13 protein-coding genes are annotated in these 17594 nt (G+C 63.6%); 6 read left to right on the top strand and 7 right to left on the bottom strand.

Annotated elements, in window-relative coordinates; translation table 11 throughout:
• Positions 1–7 precede the first annotated feature (7 nt).
• The 3 genes from A4C63_RS02280 to A4C63_RS02270 are packed head-to-tail and all read left to right on the top strand — an operon-like array spanning position 8 to position 2726.
• Positions 8–922, top strand: a complete 915-nt coding sequence (locus A4C63_RS02280; RefSeq protein WP_063911332.1) for a glycine betaine ABC transporter substrate-binding protein — start codon at positions 8–10, stop codon at positions 920–922.
• Positions 919–1572 carry an ABC transporter permease gene (locus A4C63_RS02275; protein ID WP_063911331.1) on the top strand — a complete coding sequence of 218 codons (654 nt, stop codon included), beginning with the start codon at positions 919–921 and terminating at the stop codon, positions 1570–1572. The genes A4C63_RS02280 and A4C63_RS02275 overlap by 4 nt, the downstream gene beginning before the upstream one ends.
• The gene (locus tag A4C63_RS02270) at positions 1569–2726 is read left to right on the top strand and encodes a betaine/proline/choline family ABC transporter ATP-binding protein (RefSeq protein WP_063911330.1); all 1158 of its coding nucleotides are present in this window, start codon (positions 1569–1571) and stop codon (positions 2724–2726) included. The genes A4C63_RS02275 and A4C63_RS02270 overlap by 4 nt, the downstream gene beginning before the upstream one ends.
• Positions 2727–2832: 106 nt before the next feature.
• On the opposite strand, the gene A4C63_RS02265 is transcribed toward A4C63_RS02270, so the two are convergent.
• From A4C63_RS02265 to A4C63_RS02255, 3 genes are all read right to left on the bottom strand, one after another.
• Positions 2833–5262, bottom strand: coding sequence for a TonB-dependent siderophore receptor (locus A4C63_RS02265; RefSeq protein WP_063911329.1), 2430 nt, complete (start codon positions 5260–5262; stop codon positions 2833–2835).
• Positions 5263–5370: 108 nt separating this feature from the next.
• On the bottom strand, positions 5371–6333 hold the full coding sequence (locus A4C63_RS02260; protein ID WP_063911328.1) for a FecR family protein: 963 nt from the start codon (positions 6331–6333) through the stop codon (positions 5371–5373).
• A gap of 20 nt (positions 6334–6353) precedes the next feature.
• Entirely contained in the window at positions 6354–6839 is a 486-nt protein-coding gene (locus tag A4C63_RS02255) for a sigma-70 family RNA polymerase sigma factor (RefSeq protein WP_063911327.1), read from the bottom strand.
• A 507-nt stretch (positions 6840–7346) separates the two neighbouring features.
• Here A4C63_RS02255 and A4C63_RS02250 point away from each other — a divergent pair.
• Positions 7347–8510, top strand: a complete 1164-nt coding sequence (locus A4C63_RS02250) for a type III PLP-dependent enzyme (RefSeq protein WP_054901082.1) — start codon at positions 7347–7349, stop codon at positions 8508–8510.
• 183 nt (positions 8511–8693) lie between these two features.
• On the opposite strand, the gene A4C63_RS02245 is transcribed toward A4C63_RS02250, so the two are convergent.
• Together A4C63_RS02245 and A4C63_RS02240 are read right to left on the bottom strand one after the other, a co-directional pair.
• Positions 8694–9443, bottom strand: coding sequence for a tetratricopeptide repeat protein (locus A4C63_RS02245; protein WP_063911326.1), 750 nt, complete (start codon positions 9441–9443; stop codon positions 8694–8696).
• A gap of 3 nt (positions 9444–9446) precedes the next feature.
• Positions 9447–10127 (bottom strand): Fe2+-dependent dioxygenase, encoded by a 681-nt coding sequence (locus A4C63_RS02240; RefSeq protein ID WP_063911325.1) that lies wholly within the window; start codon positions 10125–10127, stop codon positions 9447–9449.
• Between the two features lie 222 nt (positions 10128–10349).
• On the opposite strand from A4C63_RS02240, the gene A4C63_RS02235 reads away from it, so the two are divergent.
• A complete protein-coding gene (locus A4C63_RS02235; RefSeq protein ID WP_063911324.1) occupies positions 10350–12623 on the top strand; it encodes a TonB-dependent siderophore receptor in 2274 nt (757 codons plus the stop codon).
• A 255-nt stretch (positions 12624–12878) separates the two neighbouring features.
• Complete coding sequence (locus A4C63_RS02230; RefSeq protein WP_063911323.1) at positions 12879–15434, top strand: sulfite reductase flavoprotein subunit alpha; 2556 nt, start codon at positions 12879–12881, stop codon at positions 15432–15434.
• A gap of 129 nt (positions 15435–15563) precedes the next feature.
• Here A4C63_RS02230 and A4C63_RS02225 read toward each other — a convergent pair whose 3' ends face one another.
• Positions 15564–16355, bottom strand: a complete 792-nt coding sequence (locus A4C63_RS02225; protein ID WP_015269022.1) for an amidohydrolase — start codon at positions 16353–16355, stop codon at positions 15564–15566.
• Positions 16343–17491, bottom strand: a complete 1149-nt coding sequence (locus A4C63_RS02220; protein WP_063911322.1) for a pyridoxal phosphate-dependent aminotransferase — start codon at positions 17489–17491, stop codon at positions 16343–16345. Before A4C63_RS02220 ends, A4C63_RS02225 begins: the two co-directional genes overlap by 13 nt.
• Positions 17492–17594: the final 103 nt, after the last annotated feature.

Raw genomic sequence — 17594 nt, 5'->3', positions numbered from 1 at the left:
GGAACGTATGAACAAGAGAATCGCCTTGCTGCTGGGTGCGGCCCTGCTGTTCGCAGGATTTGCCCAGGCAGCGGAAAAACCGCTGATCCGCATCGGCGCGCGGGTGTTCACCGAACAGACCGTGCTCGCCGAAATCACCGCGCAATACCTGCGCGCCAACGGCTATGACGTGCGCGTCACCAGCGGCCTTGGCAGCAGCATCGCGCGCCAGGCCCAGGAAACCGGCCAGCTCGACCTGATGTGGGAATACACCGGCGTGTCACTGGTGTCCTACAACCATATCGATGAGCGCATGCCCAGTGCCGAGGCCACCTACGCCAAGGTCAAGGCACTGGACGCGAAGAAAGGCTTGATCTGGCTGACCCCGTCGAAGTTCAGCAACACCTACGCGCTGGGCCTGCCCAAGCAGGTCGCCGAGGCTTATCCACAGATCAACTCGATCAGCGACCTCAACCAGGTGCTGCATGACGAAAGCCGCCGCAACCACCTGGTGGCGCTGGACACCGAGTTCGCCAACCGCCCGGACGGCCTGGTCGGCCTGAAGGCGATGTACGACTTGCAAGTGGGCCGCGCCAACATCCGCCAGATGGATGCCGGCCTGGTCTACACCGCCATGCACAACAACCAGGTGTTCGCCGGCCTGGTGTACACCACCGACGGCCGTCTGAACGCGTTCAACCTCAAGCTGCTGGAAGACGACAAGCACTACTTCCCCGACTACACCGCCGCGCCGGTGGTGCGCAAGGCCGTGCTCGATGCCAACCCGCAACTGGCCGGCCTGCTCAGGCCACTGGCCGAGCAGCTGGATGACGCAACCATGCGCCAGCTCAACGCCAGGGTCGATGTCGAGCACCAGAACCCGACCGCCGTGGCTGCCGCTTTCCTGCGTGAGCATCCACTGAACAGCGAGGGCCAGCCATGAACCTGATCGATACCTTCAACCATCTGGACTGGGCCCAAGTGCTGCATCTGACTTGGCAACACATCATGCTGGTCGGCGTCGCCGTGGGCCTGGCGATCATCGTCGGCGTACCGCTGGGCATCCTGATGACCCGCTTCCCGGCCGTCGCCGGCCCATTGCAGGCCAGTGCCACGGTGCTGCTGACCATCCCGTCCATCGCCCTGTTCGGCCTGCTGCTGCCGTTCTACTCCAGATTCGGCCAGGGCCTCGGGCCGCTGCCGGCGATCACTGCGGTGTTCCTCTATTCACTGCTGCCGATCCTGCGCAACACCTACCTGGCCCTGACCAACGTCGAGCCCGGCATCCGTGAAGCCGCGCGCGGCATCGGCATGACCTTCGGCCAGCGCCTGCGCATGGTCGAACTGCCCATCGCCGTGCCGGTGATTCTCGCCGGCGTGCGCACCGCCGTGGTGATGAACATCGGCGTCATGACCATCGCCGCCACCATCGGCGCCGGCGGCCTCGGCGTACTCATCCTTACCTCCATCAGCCGCAGCGACATGTCGATGCTGCTGGTCGGCGCCGTGCTGGTCAGCCTGCTGGCGATCATCGCCGACCTGCTGCTGCAAACCCTGCAACGTGCCCTGACTCCAGAAGGACTGCGCTCATGATCGAACTGAAGAACCTCAGCAAAACCTTCAACGTCAACGGCAAGGACGTCAAAGCCGTCGACGCGGTAAGCCTCACCGTCAACGAAGGGGAAATCTGCGTGTTCCTCGGCCCCTCGGGCTGCGGCAAGAGCACTACCCTGAAAATGATCAACCGCCTGATCACCCCCACTTCCGGCCAGGTGTTCATCAATGGCGAAGACACCACCGGGCTGGACGAAGTCACCCTGCGCCGGCACATCGGCTACGTGATCCAGCAGATCGGCCTGTTCCCCAACATGACCATCGAGGAGAACATCACCGTGGTGCCGCGCCTGCTCGGCTGGGACAAACAGAAGTGCCATGAACGCGCCCGCGAGCTGATGCACATGATAAAGCTGGAGCCCAAGCAGTACCTGCAACGCTACCCGCGCGAGCTGTCCGGTGGCCAGCAGCAGCGTATCGGCGTGATCCGCGCCTTGGCGGCGGAAGCGCCGGTGCTGCTGATGGACGAGCCGTTCGGCGCGGTCGACCCGATCAACCGCGAGATGATCCAGAACGAGTTCTTCGAGATGCAGCGGGCCTTGAACAAGACCGTGATCATGGTCAGCCACGACATCGACGAAGCGATCAAGCTGGGCGACAAGATCGCCATCTTCCGCGCCGGCAAGCTGTTGCAGCTGGACCACCCGGACACCTTGCTCGCGCACCCGGCGGATGAGTTCGTCAGCAACTTCGTCGGCCAGGACAGCACCCTCAAGCGCCTGCTGCTGGTGCGTGCGGAGGATGCGGCAGACAACGCGCCATCGGTGAGCCCGCAGACGCCGGTGAGCGATGCGCTGGAGCTACTGGACGAGCACGACCGCCGTTACGTGGTGGTGACCGATGCGCAGAACAAGGCACTGGGCTACGTGCGCCGGCGTGATATGCATCGCCAGCAAGGGACTTGTGGCGACTTCCTGCGGCCGTTCAATGCCACGGCGTCGCATGATGAGCATTTGCGCATCCTGTTGTCGCGGATGTACGAATTCAACCGGGCGTGGCTGCCGGTGCTGGATGCCGAGCAGGTGTTCCTGGGTGAAGTGACCCAGGAGTCGATTGCGGCTTACCTGAGCTCGGGGCGATCGCGGGGGGCCAAGACCAGCATCGTTTCGCCGGCCGAGGCGGTGATTTCCTGAACCGGCCTCTTCGCGGGTAAACCCGCTCCCACAGGGTCGGCGCAAGGCTAAAGACCTGCGCGATACCTGTGGGAGCGGGTTCACCCGCGAAGCTGGCGACGCGGTGTCAGAACCCTACACTGGCCTGCACATAGAAGGTCCGTGGCTCACCCACATAGATGCCGGCATTGTTGTCGCTGGAGCGGGTGAAGTACTGCTTGTCGAACAGGTTCTTCACCCCCGCCGCCAACTTCAGGTTGGACATTTCCGGTCCGAACTCATAGCCGCCACGCGCATGCCAGGTCACGTAACCCGGAATGTCGCCAAACTGCCCGTCCGCACTCGGCTCGGTGATGTAGTCGCCGTTGAAGCTGCCATCGGCATTGATCCCCGTACCCGGTGCACGCTGTTTGGATTGGGCGTAGGCATCCAGGTTCCAGGTCCAGTGGTTGACCGCGTAGCGCACCCCGGCAGTGGCCACCTGGCGTGAATAGAACGGCAGGTCACGGCCCTTGAAGCCAGGAATGTCCCCTTCATAAGTAGCGCGGGTATAGATGTAGCCACCGCTCACCGACAGCCCTTCCAGGCGCGGGTCAAGCCCCGCCAGGTCATAGCGCAGCGAAGCCTCGATACCCTGGTGCTTGGTCGCGCCGAGGTTGGTCCAGCCCACATCGTTGCTGATGTACTGCAGTTCGTCATCGAAGTCGATGTAGAACGCCGTCAGCTCACCGGCAAAGCCGCCATTGTCATAGCGGGTACCGATTTCGTAGGTCTTGGCCTTTTCCGGTTCCAGGCCATTGGCCGTGCTGTTGCCAGTACCGCCCTGGCCCAGCTGGAAGTACTGCAGGCTGCCGAACGAGGTCTCGTAGTTGGCGAACAACTTCCACGCATCGGAGAGGTGGTACATCACGCTCAGCGCCGGCAGCGGCTCGTTGCTGGTGATGCTGCGTTTCTTCTCTGGCACCGGCTGGCCGTTGGCACCGAGCACCGGGCGGTCGCGCCAGTCGGTGTTGATGTGCTCGAAGCGGATACCCGGGGTGATGGTCCAGTTACCCACGTCGATCTTGTCGTCGATGTAGTAGGCGCTGGCCTCGGTACCACCACTGCGGTCCTGGAACACATGGCCGTCAGAGGTCGGGGTTGGCGTCGGCACGTTGTCGATCAGCGCCAGGCGGGTCGACTGCTCACGCATCGCTTCCTTCAGGTAGCGGTAACCCACGCTGACTTCCTGGGAGGTCGGGCCGGCGAAGAAGATCCGCGACAGCCGTGGTTCGATGGCGAAGGTGTGGTAGTTGCGCGGGTACGACGACAGGGTCTTCATGTCGCGCGAGGCAATGGCGCTGCCGCGGAAGCTGTCGGTGTAGTAAGTCAGCACTTCGAACTGGGTGGCATCGTCGAGCTGCCGCTGCCACTTGAACGACACATCCTTGCGCCGGCCGGCGAAGTAGTCGTAGTCGCGCAGCGACTGGTACGGGTTGCTGTCGTACTGGGCCTGGGTCAGGCCGCCGGGCATGTCGGCACGGCCATCGTAGTAGTGGAAGTTGAGCCAGAACTCGTCGACGTCGGTCGGCGCCCAGTGGGTCTTGAGGATGACGTCATCGATGTCGTTGCCGTTGTTGCTTTCACGGTAGCCGTTGCCATTCACCCCGGTGTACAGCAGCGCCACACCCATGCCGTTGTCCGCCGTGCCGCCGACGAAGGCCGATTCGGTATGCTTCCAGCCACCATGCTGGGAGGTTTCCAGGGTGGTGGACAGCTCCGCCGACGCCTTCTCCGGGATCGCCCGGGTAACGAAGTTGATCACCCCGCCGACGTTCTGCGGGCCATAGCGCACGGAGCCGGCGCCACGCACCACGTCGATGCTGTCGAGGTTGCCCGAGGAAATCGGCGCCATCGACAGCTGCGGCTGGCCATAGGGCGCGAAGGCGGCCGGGATGCCGTCGATCAGCACCGTGGAGCGTGGCGACAGGCGTGAAGTCAGGCCGCGAACGCCCACGTTCAGCGACAGGTCGCTGCCGCCGGTGCCGTTGGAGTCCTGCACCTGCACGCCCGGGATGCCGCGCAGCACGTCGCGCACGTTCATTGCGCCCTTCTCCACCATCGCCTCGCGGCGTACCACCGTGCGCGCGCCGGGGTGGTTCTGCACCACGCTCTGCTGGGCATCGCCCAGCCAGTCACCCACCACCTTGATGTCGGTGGGCGCCAGTTCCAGGCTGCCAGTGGTGAGGGTGCCATCGGCCTGGGCCGGCTTGACCACCACGGTGCCCTGGGACATCTCGTAGGTCAGGCCGCTGCCTTGCAGCAGCTGCTGCAGCGCCTGCTCGGGCGCCAGCTGGCCGGACACCGCCGGGGCTTGCTTGCCGGCCACCAGTTCGGGGCTGAAGAACAGCTGCAGGTTGGTCTGCTGGCCCAGCTGGTTCAGCGCCGAAGCCAAGGGTTGGGCCTGGATCTGGATGGTGCTGCCGGCCTCTGCGGCCTGGCCGTTGACGGCCACGGCACTGACCGCCAGGGCCAGCGCCAGAGCGCGGAAGCGTGGGAAGGGCTTGTTGTTGTTCACGTCGTCGAAACTTCCTGGAATACGGAATAAACGCCAACCGCATGCAAATGGAAATGCTTGGCAGTTGCAGCTGGCGGGGAAGACGAACGAGCGGAAAAAAACCTGAATCTATTTCGCGATTATTTCGCGCGAGCCATCTTCATGGGCCTTGATGGCCACCGGCAGGATGCTCGGCAAGGCACGCAGCAGCGCGTCGGTGTCGTCGGAGCTGAAGGTGCTGGACAGCCGCAGTTGAGCGACTTTGCCGGGGGCGACCCGCAGCGGCTGGCTGCGGTAACGCGAAGCTTCGGCCACCACCTCGGCCAGGGTGGCGTTGTCGAACACCAGCCTGCCTTGGCGCCAGGCCGTCAGGGCATCGGTATTCACCGCATAGGGTGCGGCCACCTGGCCTTGTGCATCGATATGCGAGCCCTGGCCAGCCGAGAGCTGCGCCAGCGAGGCGCCCTTGCCCTGCACACGCACCGAGCCCTGCTCCACCGCCACGCGGGTGCTGGCCGGGTCCAGGCGGACGTCGAAACGGGTACCGGTGACAGTCACGCTCCCCTGGGCGGTGTCGACCACGAACGGCCTGCCACTGTCGTGGGCAACGGTGAACATCACTTCACCCGCCATCAGCCGGACATGCCGCTGGCCGGCGCTGAAGGCGACCTGCACTTGCGTACTGCCGTTGAGTTCAAGGTGCGAACCATCCGGCAGGTCAACCTGGCGGCGTTCGTTGAAGGCTGTCTGCAAACTGCCCTGGTGATTCAGTTGCTGGTAGTGCCAGCCACCCCAGCCCAGCCCCAACGCCAGTGCGGCCACACTGGCGGCCAAGGCCTGGCGCACAAAGCGTCGAAGTGGCAACTGACGTACCGGGGCCGGCTGGCACAGCGCTTCCAGGCGCTGGCGGGGGATGAAGTCGGCGGCCTGCCACAGGCGGGCGAGCTGCTGGTACTCTTCACGGTGCCGTGCATCGCCATCCAGCCAGGCGTGCAGTTGCGCCTGCAGCACGGCATCGCGAGGCGCATCCTGCACGCGGGCGAACCATGCAGCCGCCTGCTCGCGGACGGTACCGGTACCGTGCTGTTTCATTGAAAAGGTCTCCTGACTCATCATGCCGACACATCCAGGTGCTCACGCAGATGCCGGAGCGTGCGGATCATATACTTTTCGACCATGTTCTTGCTCAACCCCATGCGCTCGGCGATCTCGGCCTGGGTCAGGCCTTCGAGCTTCTGCCAGATGAACACCTGCCGGCAATTGAGCGGCAGTTCGGCCAGCGCCCGCTCGACACTGTCGGCCAGCTCCAGGGCCTGCACGTAGGCCTCGGGGTCGCCATTGCCGGCCACGCCTTCATCGAAGGCTTCCAGCTCCAGGGCCTGGCGGCGGTCCTCGCGACGGAAGCCATCCACGGCAATGTTGCGCGCGGTCTGGTGCAGGTAGGCGCGAGGCTGCTCAACCTGCTCGCGCGGGTTTTCCAGTACCCGGACAAAGGCATCGTGGGTGAGGTCCTCGGCCTGCTGTCGACTGCGCAGCTTGCGCGTCCAGGTGCCGATCAGCTCGTGGTAGTGGTCGAGGAAGCCTTTGGGTCCGGACACGGTCGGGGGTCATCAGGAAGGCAGACAAGGGTGCGAATAGTAATGTTTCTCATCAAACGCGGCAATTCCGCCAGTCGGTAACAAAAAATTTATCGTCTTTTTCATGCACGGTAGTGCCAGGGAAATGTGGCCATAAATATGAACACCTGAGCCCCCTTCGCGGGCACGCCCGCTCCCACAGGAATCGCGAGATGCCTGTAGGAGCGGGCGTACCCGCGAAGGGGTCAATGCGGTCCATTCCACTATTTTTTACGCTTGAAACACGCTGGGGAACATCAACCGGTCACAGGAGTCGGTTATTCAAATGGCTGGTCGTCGATCCGCGTCGATCACGCCCGGATTGCCTGTTGATTCTGCATTCTTCACGCCCTAAAGTGCGCGCCGAACGTCCATGCTGGAAACGATCCATCCGGCTCAAGTACTGAGTAGGCGAACCAAAGTGGGGATACGGAGGGCGTTCAGTTTGCAGCCACTTAATCTTTCAGTTTGCCCATGGAGTCCCTGAGCATGTCGATCCAGGTCGAAGACTATTTCGCGCGTGACACCTTCCAGAAAATGAAGGCGTTCGCCGACAAGCAGGAAACCCCGTTCGTACTCATCGATACCCAGATGATCAGCCAGGCCTATGACGACCTGCGTGCCGGTTTCGAATTCGCCAAGGTGTACTACGCGGTCAAGGCCAACCCGGCCGTCGAGATCATCGACCTGCTCAAGGAAAAAGGTTCGAGCTTCGACATCGCCTCGATCTACGAGCTGGACAAGGTGCTGGGCCGCGGTGTAACCGCCGACCGCATCAGCTACGGCAACACCATCAAGAAGTCCAAGGACATCCGCTACTTCTACGAGAAGGGCGTGCGCCTGTATGCCACCGACTCGGAAGCCGACCTGCGCAACATCGCCAAGGCCGCGCCGGGCTCGAAAGTGTACGTGCGTATCCTCACCGAAGGCTCGACCACTGCCGACTGGCCGCTGTCGCGCAAATTCGGCTGCCAGACCGATATGGCCATGGACCTGCTGATCCTCGCCCGCGACCTGGGCCTGGTGCCTTACGGCATTTCCTTCCATGTTGGCTCGCAGCAGCGTGACATCAGCGTATGGGACGCCGCCATCGCCAAGGTCAAGGTGATCTTCGAGCGCCTGAAGGAAGAAGACGGCATCGAGCTGAAGCTGATCAACATGGGTGGCGGCTTCCCGGCCAACTACATCACCCGGACCAACAGCCTGGAAACCTACGCCGAAGAGATCATCCGCTTCCTGAAGGAAGACTTCGGTGACGACCTGCCGGAAATCATCCTCGAGCCGGGCCGTTCGCTGATTGCCAACGCCGGTATCCTGGTCAGCGAAGTGGTACTGGTTGCACGCAAGTCGCGCACCGCTGTCGAGCGCTGGATCTACACCGACGTGGGCAAGTTCTCCGGCCTGATCGAAACCATGGACGAAGCCATCAAGTTCCCGATCTGGACCGAGAAGAAAGGCGAGGCCGAAGAAGTGGTCATCGCCGGCCCGACCTGCGACAGCGCCGACATCATGTACGAAAACTACAAGTACGGCCTGCCGCTGAACCTGGCCATCGGCGACCGCCTGTACTGGCTGTCGACCGGTGCCTACACCACCAGCTACAGCGCAGTGGAATTCAACGGCTTCCCGCCGCTGAAGGCTTACTACCTGTAATGCACAACGGGGCCGCAAGGCCCCGTTTTCATTTGTGCTTTCCGCCTTCAGCCCTGTGCAACTCCCTGTAGGAGCAGCCTTGTGCTGCGAAGAGGCCATAACTGCCAAAGGCCATCTTTTGTCATGCCGGCCTCTTCGCAGCACAAGGCTGCTCCTACAGGTACTGCGGGCCTTGAGGGAACCTCAAGCTTCGCGCCGCTCGATCTCCTCGGCATACCGCGCCGCAAAAGCCATCAAGACCGGCCCCGCCCCCTGCAAGGTCACCAGCGCACTGCGCAGGAAATTCATGTTCCCCTCGACCCGCGCCCGCTCCAGCCAGGGCCCGGCTTCCGCCACCTGCCCACGCTCGACCAGCACCAGCCCCAGGCTGAACATGCCACGAAAGTCCCCGGCCTCGGCCGAACGCCGATACCAGCGCACCGCCCGTGCCGGGTTGGGCGCCGTGGCGATGCCTTGCTCCAGGTAACGCCCGTACAGGTTCATCGACTTGGCATGCCCCATGTGCGCCGCCTTCTCGTAGCACATCAGCGCCTGCACCTGGTTGGCCGGTACGCCGCGCCCGGTGGCCAGCAGGTTGCCCAGGTTGTACAGCCCCCAGTCCAGCCCGGCATCGGCAGCACGCGCATAGTGAACGGCCGCCTGCGCCAGGCTTGGCTCCCCGCCCCAGCCATGCTCCAGGCAACGCCCCAGCATGTTGTGCGCCATGGCACTGCCGCCCTGTGCGGCAATGCCAAACCAGCGCCTGGCCACGGCGGCATCCGCCTGAATGCCGCGCCCGTCGAGCAGGATCTGCCCCAGCAGCAACTGTGCCTCGACCGCACCCTGCCCGGCCGCCGCCAGAATCGCCTGGGCAGCCTTGCCGGGGCTTTCTTCCAGCATGGCCTGCAAACGGGCCACATCCACCACTTCTTCACGCCGCAACTGATAGGACACGGTTCAGACCTCGGCCCAGCGGCGCAGCAGGTTGTGGTAGGTGCCGGTCAGCTGTAGCAGTGATGGATGGTCCGGCACATCGGCAGTCAGTTGCTGGATGGCATTGTCCATCTCGAACAGCAACGCCCGCTGGCTGTCCTCGCGCACCAGGCTCTGGGTCCAGAAGAACGCGGCGTAACGCTGGCCACGGGTCACCGGGTTGACCTTGTGCAGGCTGGTGCCGGGGTACAGCACCAGGTCACCGGCGGCCAGTTTGACCTGCTGCACGCCATAGGTGTCCTGGATCACCAGCTCGCCGCCGTCGTAGCTGTCCGGATCACTGAGGAACAGCGTGGAAGACAGGTCGGTACGCACCCGCTCCGGGCTGCCCTTGGGCTGGCGCAGGGCGTTGTCGATGTGGAAGCCGAAATTGCCTCCTTCGCGGTAGCAGTTGATCAACGGCGGGAACACCTTGTGCGGCAAGGCTGCGGACATGAAGCGCGGGTTCTGCCACAAGCGGTCGATCAGCGCACTGCCGATCTCCTTGGCCAGCGGGTGCCCTTCCGGCAGCTGCAGGTTGTGCTTGGCCTTGGCCGACTGGTAGCCGGCCGTGATCTTGCCGTCGGCCCAGTCGGCCTGCTCCAGCGCCTCGCGGATACGGGCCAGCTCATCGGTATCGAACAGGCCGGGGATGTGAAGCAGCATGGCGGCAGCACCGTTGGAAAATGTAAAGGCGCCAATGATATTGATTCCCTTTTGCGCTTCACAAGCCCCATTCGCCGCTTAAGACGTTTCAGCTTGATGAAACCGTAAAGGGAAATTGTAAAGATTGTAAATTCTTCACGAATGGTAACGACTCTCAATTGTGAGTCACAATCGCTTACATTAAGATCCGCGGCCTTAACACCTTGGGGAAGGTCCTAAGCAATGCGCCAGTACGTACCATCTGCAGTGAGCTCACCACGCCTGATCGTGTCTGCCATCGGCGTCGCCCTCAGCGCCTCGTCGGCCTACGCCGCCGACCCGGCCGCCAGCAGCGCGATCACCCTCGACGCCACCAGCGTCAACGGCAAGGCTGAACAGGCCAGCACCGATTACAAGGTCGACAAGGCCTCCTCGCAGAAGTACACCGCGCCGCTGGTAGACACCCCACGCTCGATCACCGTGATCCCTCAGCAAGTGATCAAGGACACCAGCGCCCTGACCCTGCAGGACGCCCTGCGCACCGTGCCAGGGATCACCATGGGTGCCGGCGAAGGTGGCAACCCGTCCGGCGATCGCCCATTCATCCGTGGCTTCGACAGCCAGAGCTCGATGTACCTGGACGGTGTGCGCGATACCGGTTCGCAAACCCGCGAAATCTTCGCCATCGAGTCGGTGGAAGTGGCCAAGGGCCCGAACTCCTCGATCGCTGGCCGTGGCGCTGCCGGTGGCACCATCAACATGGTCAGCAAGCGTGCGCACCTGGGCAATTCGCTCGACGGCGCCTGGACCTGGGGCAGCGACCAGACCCAACGCTACACCCTGGATGGCAACTATCAGTTCAGCGACAGCGTCGCCGGCCGCCTGAACCTGATGACCCACGAAAGCAACGTCGCCGGCCGCGATGAGGTCAACTATGACCGCTGGGGCGTGGCACCCTCGCTGGTGTTCGGCCTGGGCACCGATACCCGCGTGAGCCTCGACTACTACCACGTGGAAAGCGACGACCTGCCAGATTCGGGTATTCCCTACAGCCTGCGCTCCGGCAGCTCCGCCGCACGCACCTCGGCCAACCCGGACAAGCCGACCCACGGCGGCGGCAGCAGCAGCAACTACTACGGCCTGGTCGGTCGCGATTTCTCCAAGAGCCGTGCAGACATCTCGACCATCAGCATCGAGCACGACCTGAGCGACTCGCTGACCATCAAGAACACTTTGCGCCATGGCAACACGCTGCAGGACTACATCTACAGCCAGCCGGACGACAGCAAGGGCAACATCCTCAACGGTGAAGTCTGGCGCCGCCCGAACAACCGTGTCGCCAACACCCGCACGACCACCAACCAGACCGACCTGTATGGTGATTTCTACGTTGGCGGCATGAAGAACAGCTTCTCCACCGGTATCGAACTGAGCCGGGAAACATCGGTGAAATCGGGCTATGACGTCACCGGTTTCAGCGCTGGCAACTGCTCGAGTGCAACAGGCCAGATCTCCGGTGTCTGCACGTCGTTCCCGAACCCCAATCCACATGAAGAGTGGGACGGCACCATCAGCCGCACCGAAGCCGGTGCCGATACGGCTGGCAACACGCGCGCCATCTACTTCACCGACACGCTGGAGCTCGACCCGGCCTGGTTGCTGACCATGGGCCTGCGTTACGACCACTTCGACACCAAGGTCAAGACCAAAGCGGCCAACGGTTCGACCAGCTTCAAGACCCAGGACACCAGTGAGTTCGTCACTGGCCAACTGGGCCTGACCTGGAAGCCTGCCGAAAACGGCAGCATCTATGTGTCCTACGCCACCTCCGCCACCCCGCCTGGCGCCTCGCTCGGCGAAGGTTCCGACGGCAACGCGCTGCTCACGGCCACCACCACCAGCGAGCTGAAACCGGAACAAACCACCAACTACGAAATCGGCACCAAGTGGGATCTGCTCGACGAACGCCTGGCGTTGACCGCAGCCATTTTCCGCACCGAGAAGGAAGACGCCCGTGTATTGGTGGATAACAACACCTACCAGAACATCGGCAAGACCCGTGTCGATGGCCTGGAGCTCAGCGCCAGCGGCAAGCTGACCGACGCCTGGCAGGTGTTCGCCGGCTACACCTACCTGGATGCCAAGCTCGTCGACGGCGGCGCGCAGCGGGTCGGCACGGTGTTCATCGATGGTTACAACGATGGCAACCAGCTGCCTAACACACCGAACAACAGCCTGACCCTGTGGACCACCTACAACGTCACGCCGAAGCTGACCATTGGTGGTGGTGCCTTCTACGTCGATGAAGTGTTCGGCAACACCACCAACAGCGTGATGGTCGACTCGTACTGGCGCTACGACGCCATGGCCAGCTACAAGCTGACCAAGCATGTCGACCTGCAACTGAACGTGCAGAACCTCACCAACGAGGTCTATTACGACAAGGCCTACAGTGGGCACTATGCCAACCAGGCCGCCGGGCGGACTGCACTGGTAACCACCAGCTTCCACTTCTGATGCCGGGATGGGGTTGATCTGCTCGGATAGGCTGCTCCTGTAACGGCCTCTTCGCGGGCTTGCCCGCTCCCACAGGTACTCCACAGGGTTCAAGTGCTGTGCAGTTCCTGTGGGAGCGGGCAAGCCCGCGAAGAGGCCAGTACAGGCGACCACCAAAAGAAGCCCCCGCCCCGTTCACGCCCTGTGAGCGGGGCTTTTGCATATCAAGGCATAATGCACGCCGCGCAGTGTGCGGCAGAAACACAAGGTGATCATGTGGTGAAGAAGACGCTGTTCCAATTGCACTGGTTCTTTGGCATCACCGCTGGCCTGGTGCTGGCCTTGATGGGCATCACCGGGGCCTTGTACTCGTTTCAGGAAGAACTGCTACGCGCGTTCAATGCCGATGTCTTGAAGGTCGAAGTACGCCCGCAGGGCGTACTGCCCCCGGCCGAACTGGTCCAGCGAGTCGAGGCCCAGCAGCACGACAAGGTGGCGATGCTGTGGGTCGATGTACGCGAAGGCAACGCCGCACGCGTCTCCTTCACCCCGCCACCAGGCGAGCGCCGTGGCCCGCTGCGCTACGCCGACCCGTACACTGGCGAACTCAAGGGAGAAGTGGCCGGGCAAGGCTTCTTCAACCTGATGCTCAACCTGCACCGCTTCCTGGCCATGGGCGACAGTGGCCGGCAGATCACCGGTGCCTGCACCCTGATGCTGGTGTTCTTCTGCCTCTCCGGCCTGTACCTGCGCTGGCCGCGCCAGGCGCTGGACTGGCGCACCTGGCTGACCTTCGACTGGGCCAAGAAAGGCCGCGCCTTCAACTGGGACCTGCACGCGGTGGCCGGCACCTGGTGCCTGCTGTTCTACCTGCTGTTCGCCCTGACCGGGCTGTTCTGGTCCTACGAGTGGTACCGCGAAGGCCTGAACAAGCTGCTGGCCGACGCACCGGCCGCCGGCCAGCAGCAAAAGCGCGGTGAAGGCCGTGGCCGCCACGGGCCGCAGAAAATCGACAAGAACGCCCCGCCGCTGGTAGTCGACTACGACGCGATCTGGGCCAACCTCAAGGACGCCGCCGGCCCGGGCCTGGCCATGTACAACCTGCGCCTGCCACCGGCAGGTGGCCAACCGGCCAACCTGTTCTACCTGCTGGACAACGCCGACCACCCGCGTGCCTTCAACACCCTGGTGCTGGACCCGGCCAGCGGCCAGGTGAAAAAACATGACCGCTACACCGACAAATCCTTCAAGGCCCAGCTGCTGCAGAGCGTCTACGCCCTGCACGTGGGCGAATACTTCGGCCTTCCGGGGCGCATCATCGTCACCATCGCCAGCCTGACCATGCCGCTGTTCTTCGTCACCGGCTGGCTGCTGTACCTCGACCGCCGCCGCAAGAAGCGCCAGGTACGCGCCGCCCGTGGCAACGTCACCAGCAACACGGCCAGCGGCGACAGCTGGCTGATCGGCTTTGCCAGCCAGAGTGGCCTTGCCGAACAACTGGCCTGGCAGAGTGCCGGCCAGTTGCAGGCGGCCGGCCTGCCGGTGCAGGTGCGCGCCCTGGCCGAACTGGGTGAAGACGACCTGCGCCAGGCCCGTCGTGCGCTGTTCGTGGTCAGCACCTTCGGCGACGGCGAAGCCCCCGACAGCGCCCGCGCCTTCGAGCGCAAGGTGCTCGGCCAGCCCTGGGCGCTGAACAACCTCAGCTATGCCCTGCTCGCCCTCGGTGACCGCCAGTACCCGCACTTCTGTGGCTTCGCCCGCCGCTTGCAGGCATGGCTGGGTGAGCGCGGTGCCAGCAGCGCGTTCAGCCCGGTGGAAGTGGACAACGCCGACCAGGCCGCGCTGCAGCAGTGGCAGCAGGAACTGGCGCAACTGACCGGCGCCCAGCCGGTGGCCGCCTGGCAGCCGCCGAGTTTCGGTAACTGGTCACTGGTGCACCGCGAACTGCTCAACCCGGGCAGCCAGGGCCAGCCGGTGTACCTGCTCGGCCTGCGACCGCAAGCGCCCGCCAGCTGGGAAGCCGGTGACCTGGTGGAGATCCTGCCGCTCAACAGCCAGCCAAGGATCGAGGCCTTCCTCGATGGCATGGCACTGGACGCCGGGGCCAAGGTGCAGGTGAATGGCCTGGGCGAAACCCTCGCCCAGGCCCTGGCCGGCCGCCAGTTGCCGACCCGTCGCGATCACCTGATCGGCTTGCAGCCGCAAGCGCTGGTCGATGCACTGGTGCCGATCGGCAGCCGCGAGTACTCGATCGCCTCGATCGCCAGCGATGGCGTACTGGAGCTGATCGTGCGCCAGGAACGCCACGCCGATGGCAACCTGGGCCTGGGTTCCGGCTGGCTGACCGAGTACCTGCCGCTGAACGGTACGCTGAGCCTGCGCGTGCGGCGCAACAGCAGCTTCCACCTGCCGGAAACGGCTGCACCGCTAGTATTGATCGGCAACGGTACCGGCCTGGCCGGCCTGCGCAGCCTGCTCCGCGCACGGGTGAATGCTGGCGAGCAGCGCAACTGGCTGTTGTTCGGCGAGCGTAACCGCGCCCATGACCTGCTGTGTGGCAGCGAGCTGCAAGGCTGGCTGGACAGCGGCGACCTGGCACGTCTGGACCTGGCATTTTCGCGGGATCAGGCCGAGAAGGTGTATGTGCAGGATGTGTTGCTGCAGCAGGCTGAAGAGTTCAAGCGCTGGGTCGCGGATGGCGCCTGTGTGTATGTCTGCGGCAGCCTGCAAGGCATGGCGGCGGGAGTGGATGCGGCGCTCAACGGTATCCTCGGGGAGGCGGTAGTGCAGCAGCTGATCGAGGATGGGCGGTATCGGCGGGATGTGTACTGATCTTGCATTGATGTAGCCAGTGCTGGCCTCTTCGCGGGCCTGCCCGCTCCCACAGGATACTCACCGATCTCGAAAGCTGTGCAGTACCTGTGGGAGCGGGCAAGCCCGCGAAGAGGCCGGTACAGGCTGTCAGTGCAACTCGAAGGTATCGGCATCCAGGTTGGCCGGGAACTTGGCCCGGTAGGCCGCCAGCTCCGCCGCGCTCAACACCGCGGTAAACACCCCGTCGGCCTCCCCGGCACTGAGCAGGCTCTCGCCCTGGAAGTCCAGCACCTGGCTGTCGCCGGAATAGGCAAAGCCCTTGCCATCGGTGCCCACCCGGTTCACCGCCGCCACATAGCACAGGTTCTCGATACCCCGCGCCGGCAACAGCCGGTTCCAGTGCTGGCGGCGCGCAGCCGGCCAGTTGGCGGTGTACAGCAACAGGTCGGTGTCCTGGGCATCGCGGCTCCACACCGGGAAGCGCAGGTCGTAGCAGATCAACGGGCGAATCCGCCAGCCCTTGAGCTCGAACTGCACCTGGCGCTCGCCCGGGGTGTAATGCTTATGCTCACCGGCCATGCGGAACAGGTGGCGCTTGTCGTAGTGCAGGATCTCGCCATCCGGCCGGGCCCACAGCAGGCGGTTGCGGTGGCTGCCATCGGCGGCCTGGATGATCACGCTGCCGGTAATCACCGTGTTGTACTTCTTCGCCTGGGCCTTCAGCCATTTGTAGGTCGGGCCGTTTTCCGGCTCGCACAGGCTTTCCGATTGCATAGAAAAACCGGTAGTGAACATTTCCGGCAGAATCACCAGGTCCACTTCGCCCACCTGCTCCAGCAGCACTTCGAAATGCGCATAGTTGGCCTCGCGGTCGTGCCAGGCCAGGGTGGTCTGCACCAGGGCGACTTTCAGGTTCGGCAGTGTGCTCAGATCGCGCATAGTCTTTCCGCTGCCTGACGCAGCGTCTCCTCTCGTTTGGCAAAGCACAGGCGGACCAGGCGTTGCTCGGGGATGGGTTGCTGGTAGAACACCGACACCGGGATGGTCGCCACGCCGTGCTCACGGGTCAGCCACAGCGACATGTCGACATCGTTCAGGTCCGGGCGGATCTGCGAATAGTCCACCAGCTGGAAATAGGTACCCGCCGTGCGGGTGAAACGGAACCGCGAGCCCTCCAGCAAGCCGCAGAACAGGTCACGCTTGGCCTGGTAGAAGGCCGGCAGTTCATCGATATGCTCGGGGTGCCCGGCCATGAAATCGGCCAGGGCACACTGCAGCGGGGTCACGCCGCAGAAGTTGACGTACTGGTGTACCTTGCGCAGCTCGGCGCTCAGCGCCGGCGGGGCAATCACGTAGCCGGTCTTCCAGCCGGTGACGTGGTAGGTCTTGCCGAACGAGCTGACCACGAAGGCACGCGGGTACAGCTGCTCGTGGGCCAGCACGCTGGCATGGCGTACACCGTCATAGACCAGGTGCTCGTAGACCTCATCGCTGACCAGGTAGATATCGCGATCAGCGATAAGTCGGGCCAACTGGTCGAGGTCTTCTCGGGTAATCAGCGCGCCGCTGGGGTTGTGTGGCGAATTGAGGATGACCATGCGCGTTCGCGGGCTGAGGGCATCGCTGAACTTCTGCCAGTCGATGCGGAAATCGCCGTCGCTCAGCTGTACATGCACGCAGCGGCCACCGGCCAGTTCCACGGACGGCTCGTAGCTGTCGTAGCAAGGGTCGAAGACAATCACTTCATCGCCAGCCTGTACCACTGCCTGAATGGCACAGAAGATCGCCTCGGTGGCGCCTGGTGTAATGGTCACTTCCTGATCGGCATCCACCTGTGCGCCATACAGCCGCGCGACCTTGGCCGCCACCTGCTGGCGCAGGGCCGGCAGGCCGGTCATCGGCGAATACTGGTTATGCCCGGCGTCTACATGCCGGCCGACTGCATCGAGCAGCGCCTGCGGGCCGTTGAAGTCGGGGAAACCTTGCGACAGGTTGAGCGCGCCCGTCTGCACGGCGAGCTGGGACATGGTGGTGAAGATGGTCGTGCCGACATTCGGCAGTTTGCTGCGAATCATGGAGCCCTCTTTCCTGGGGTGTATCCGGCACGGGGTGGAGTCCGAGCATAGCGGATCGAGCGGTCAGGAAAAAGGTTGAAACAATGGGGGGATTGCTTTGGAT

The sequence above is a fragment of the Pseudomonas sp. p21 genome, assembly GCF_001642705.1.
GTDB lineage: Bacteria > Pseudomonadota > Gammaproteobacteria > Pseudomonadales > Pseudomonadaceae > Aquipseudomonas.
The sequence above is the reverse complement of the archived record's forward strand: the minus strand, read 5'-3'. Positions and strand labels throughout refer to the sequence as shown.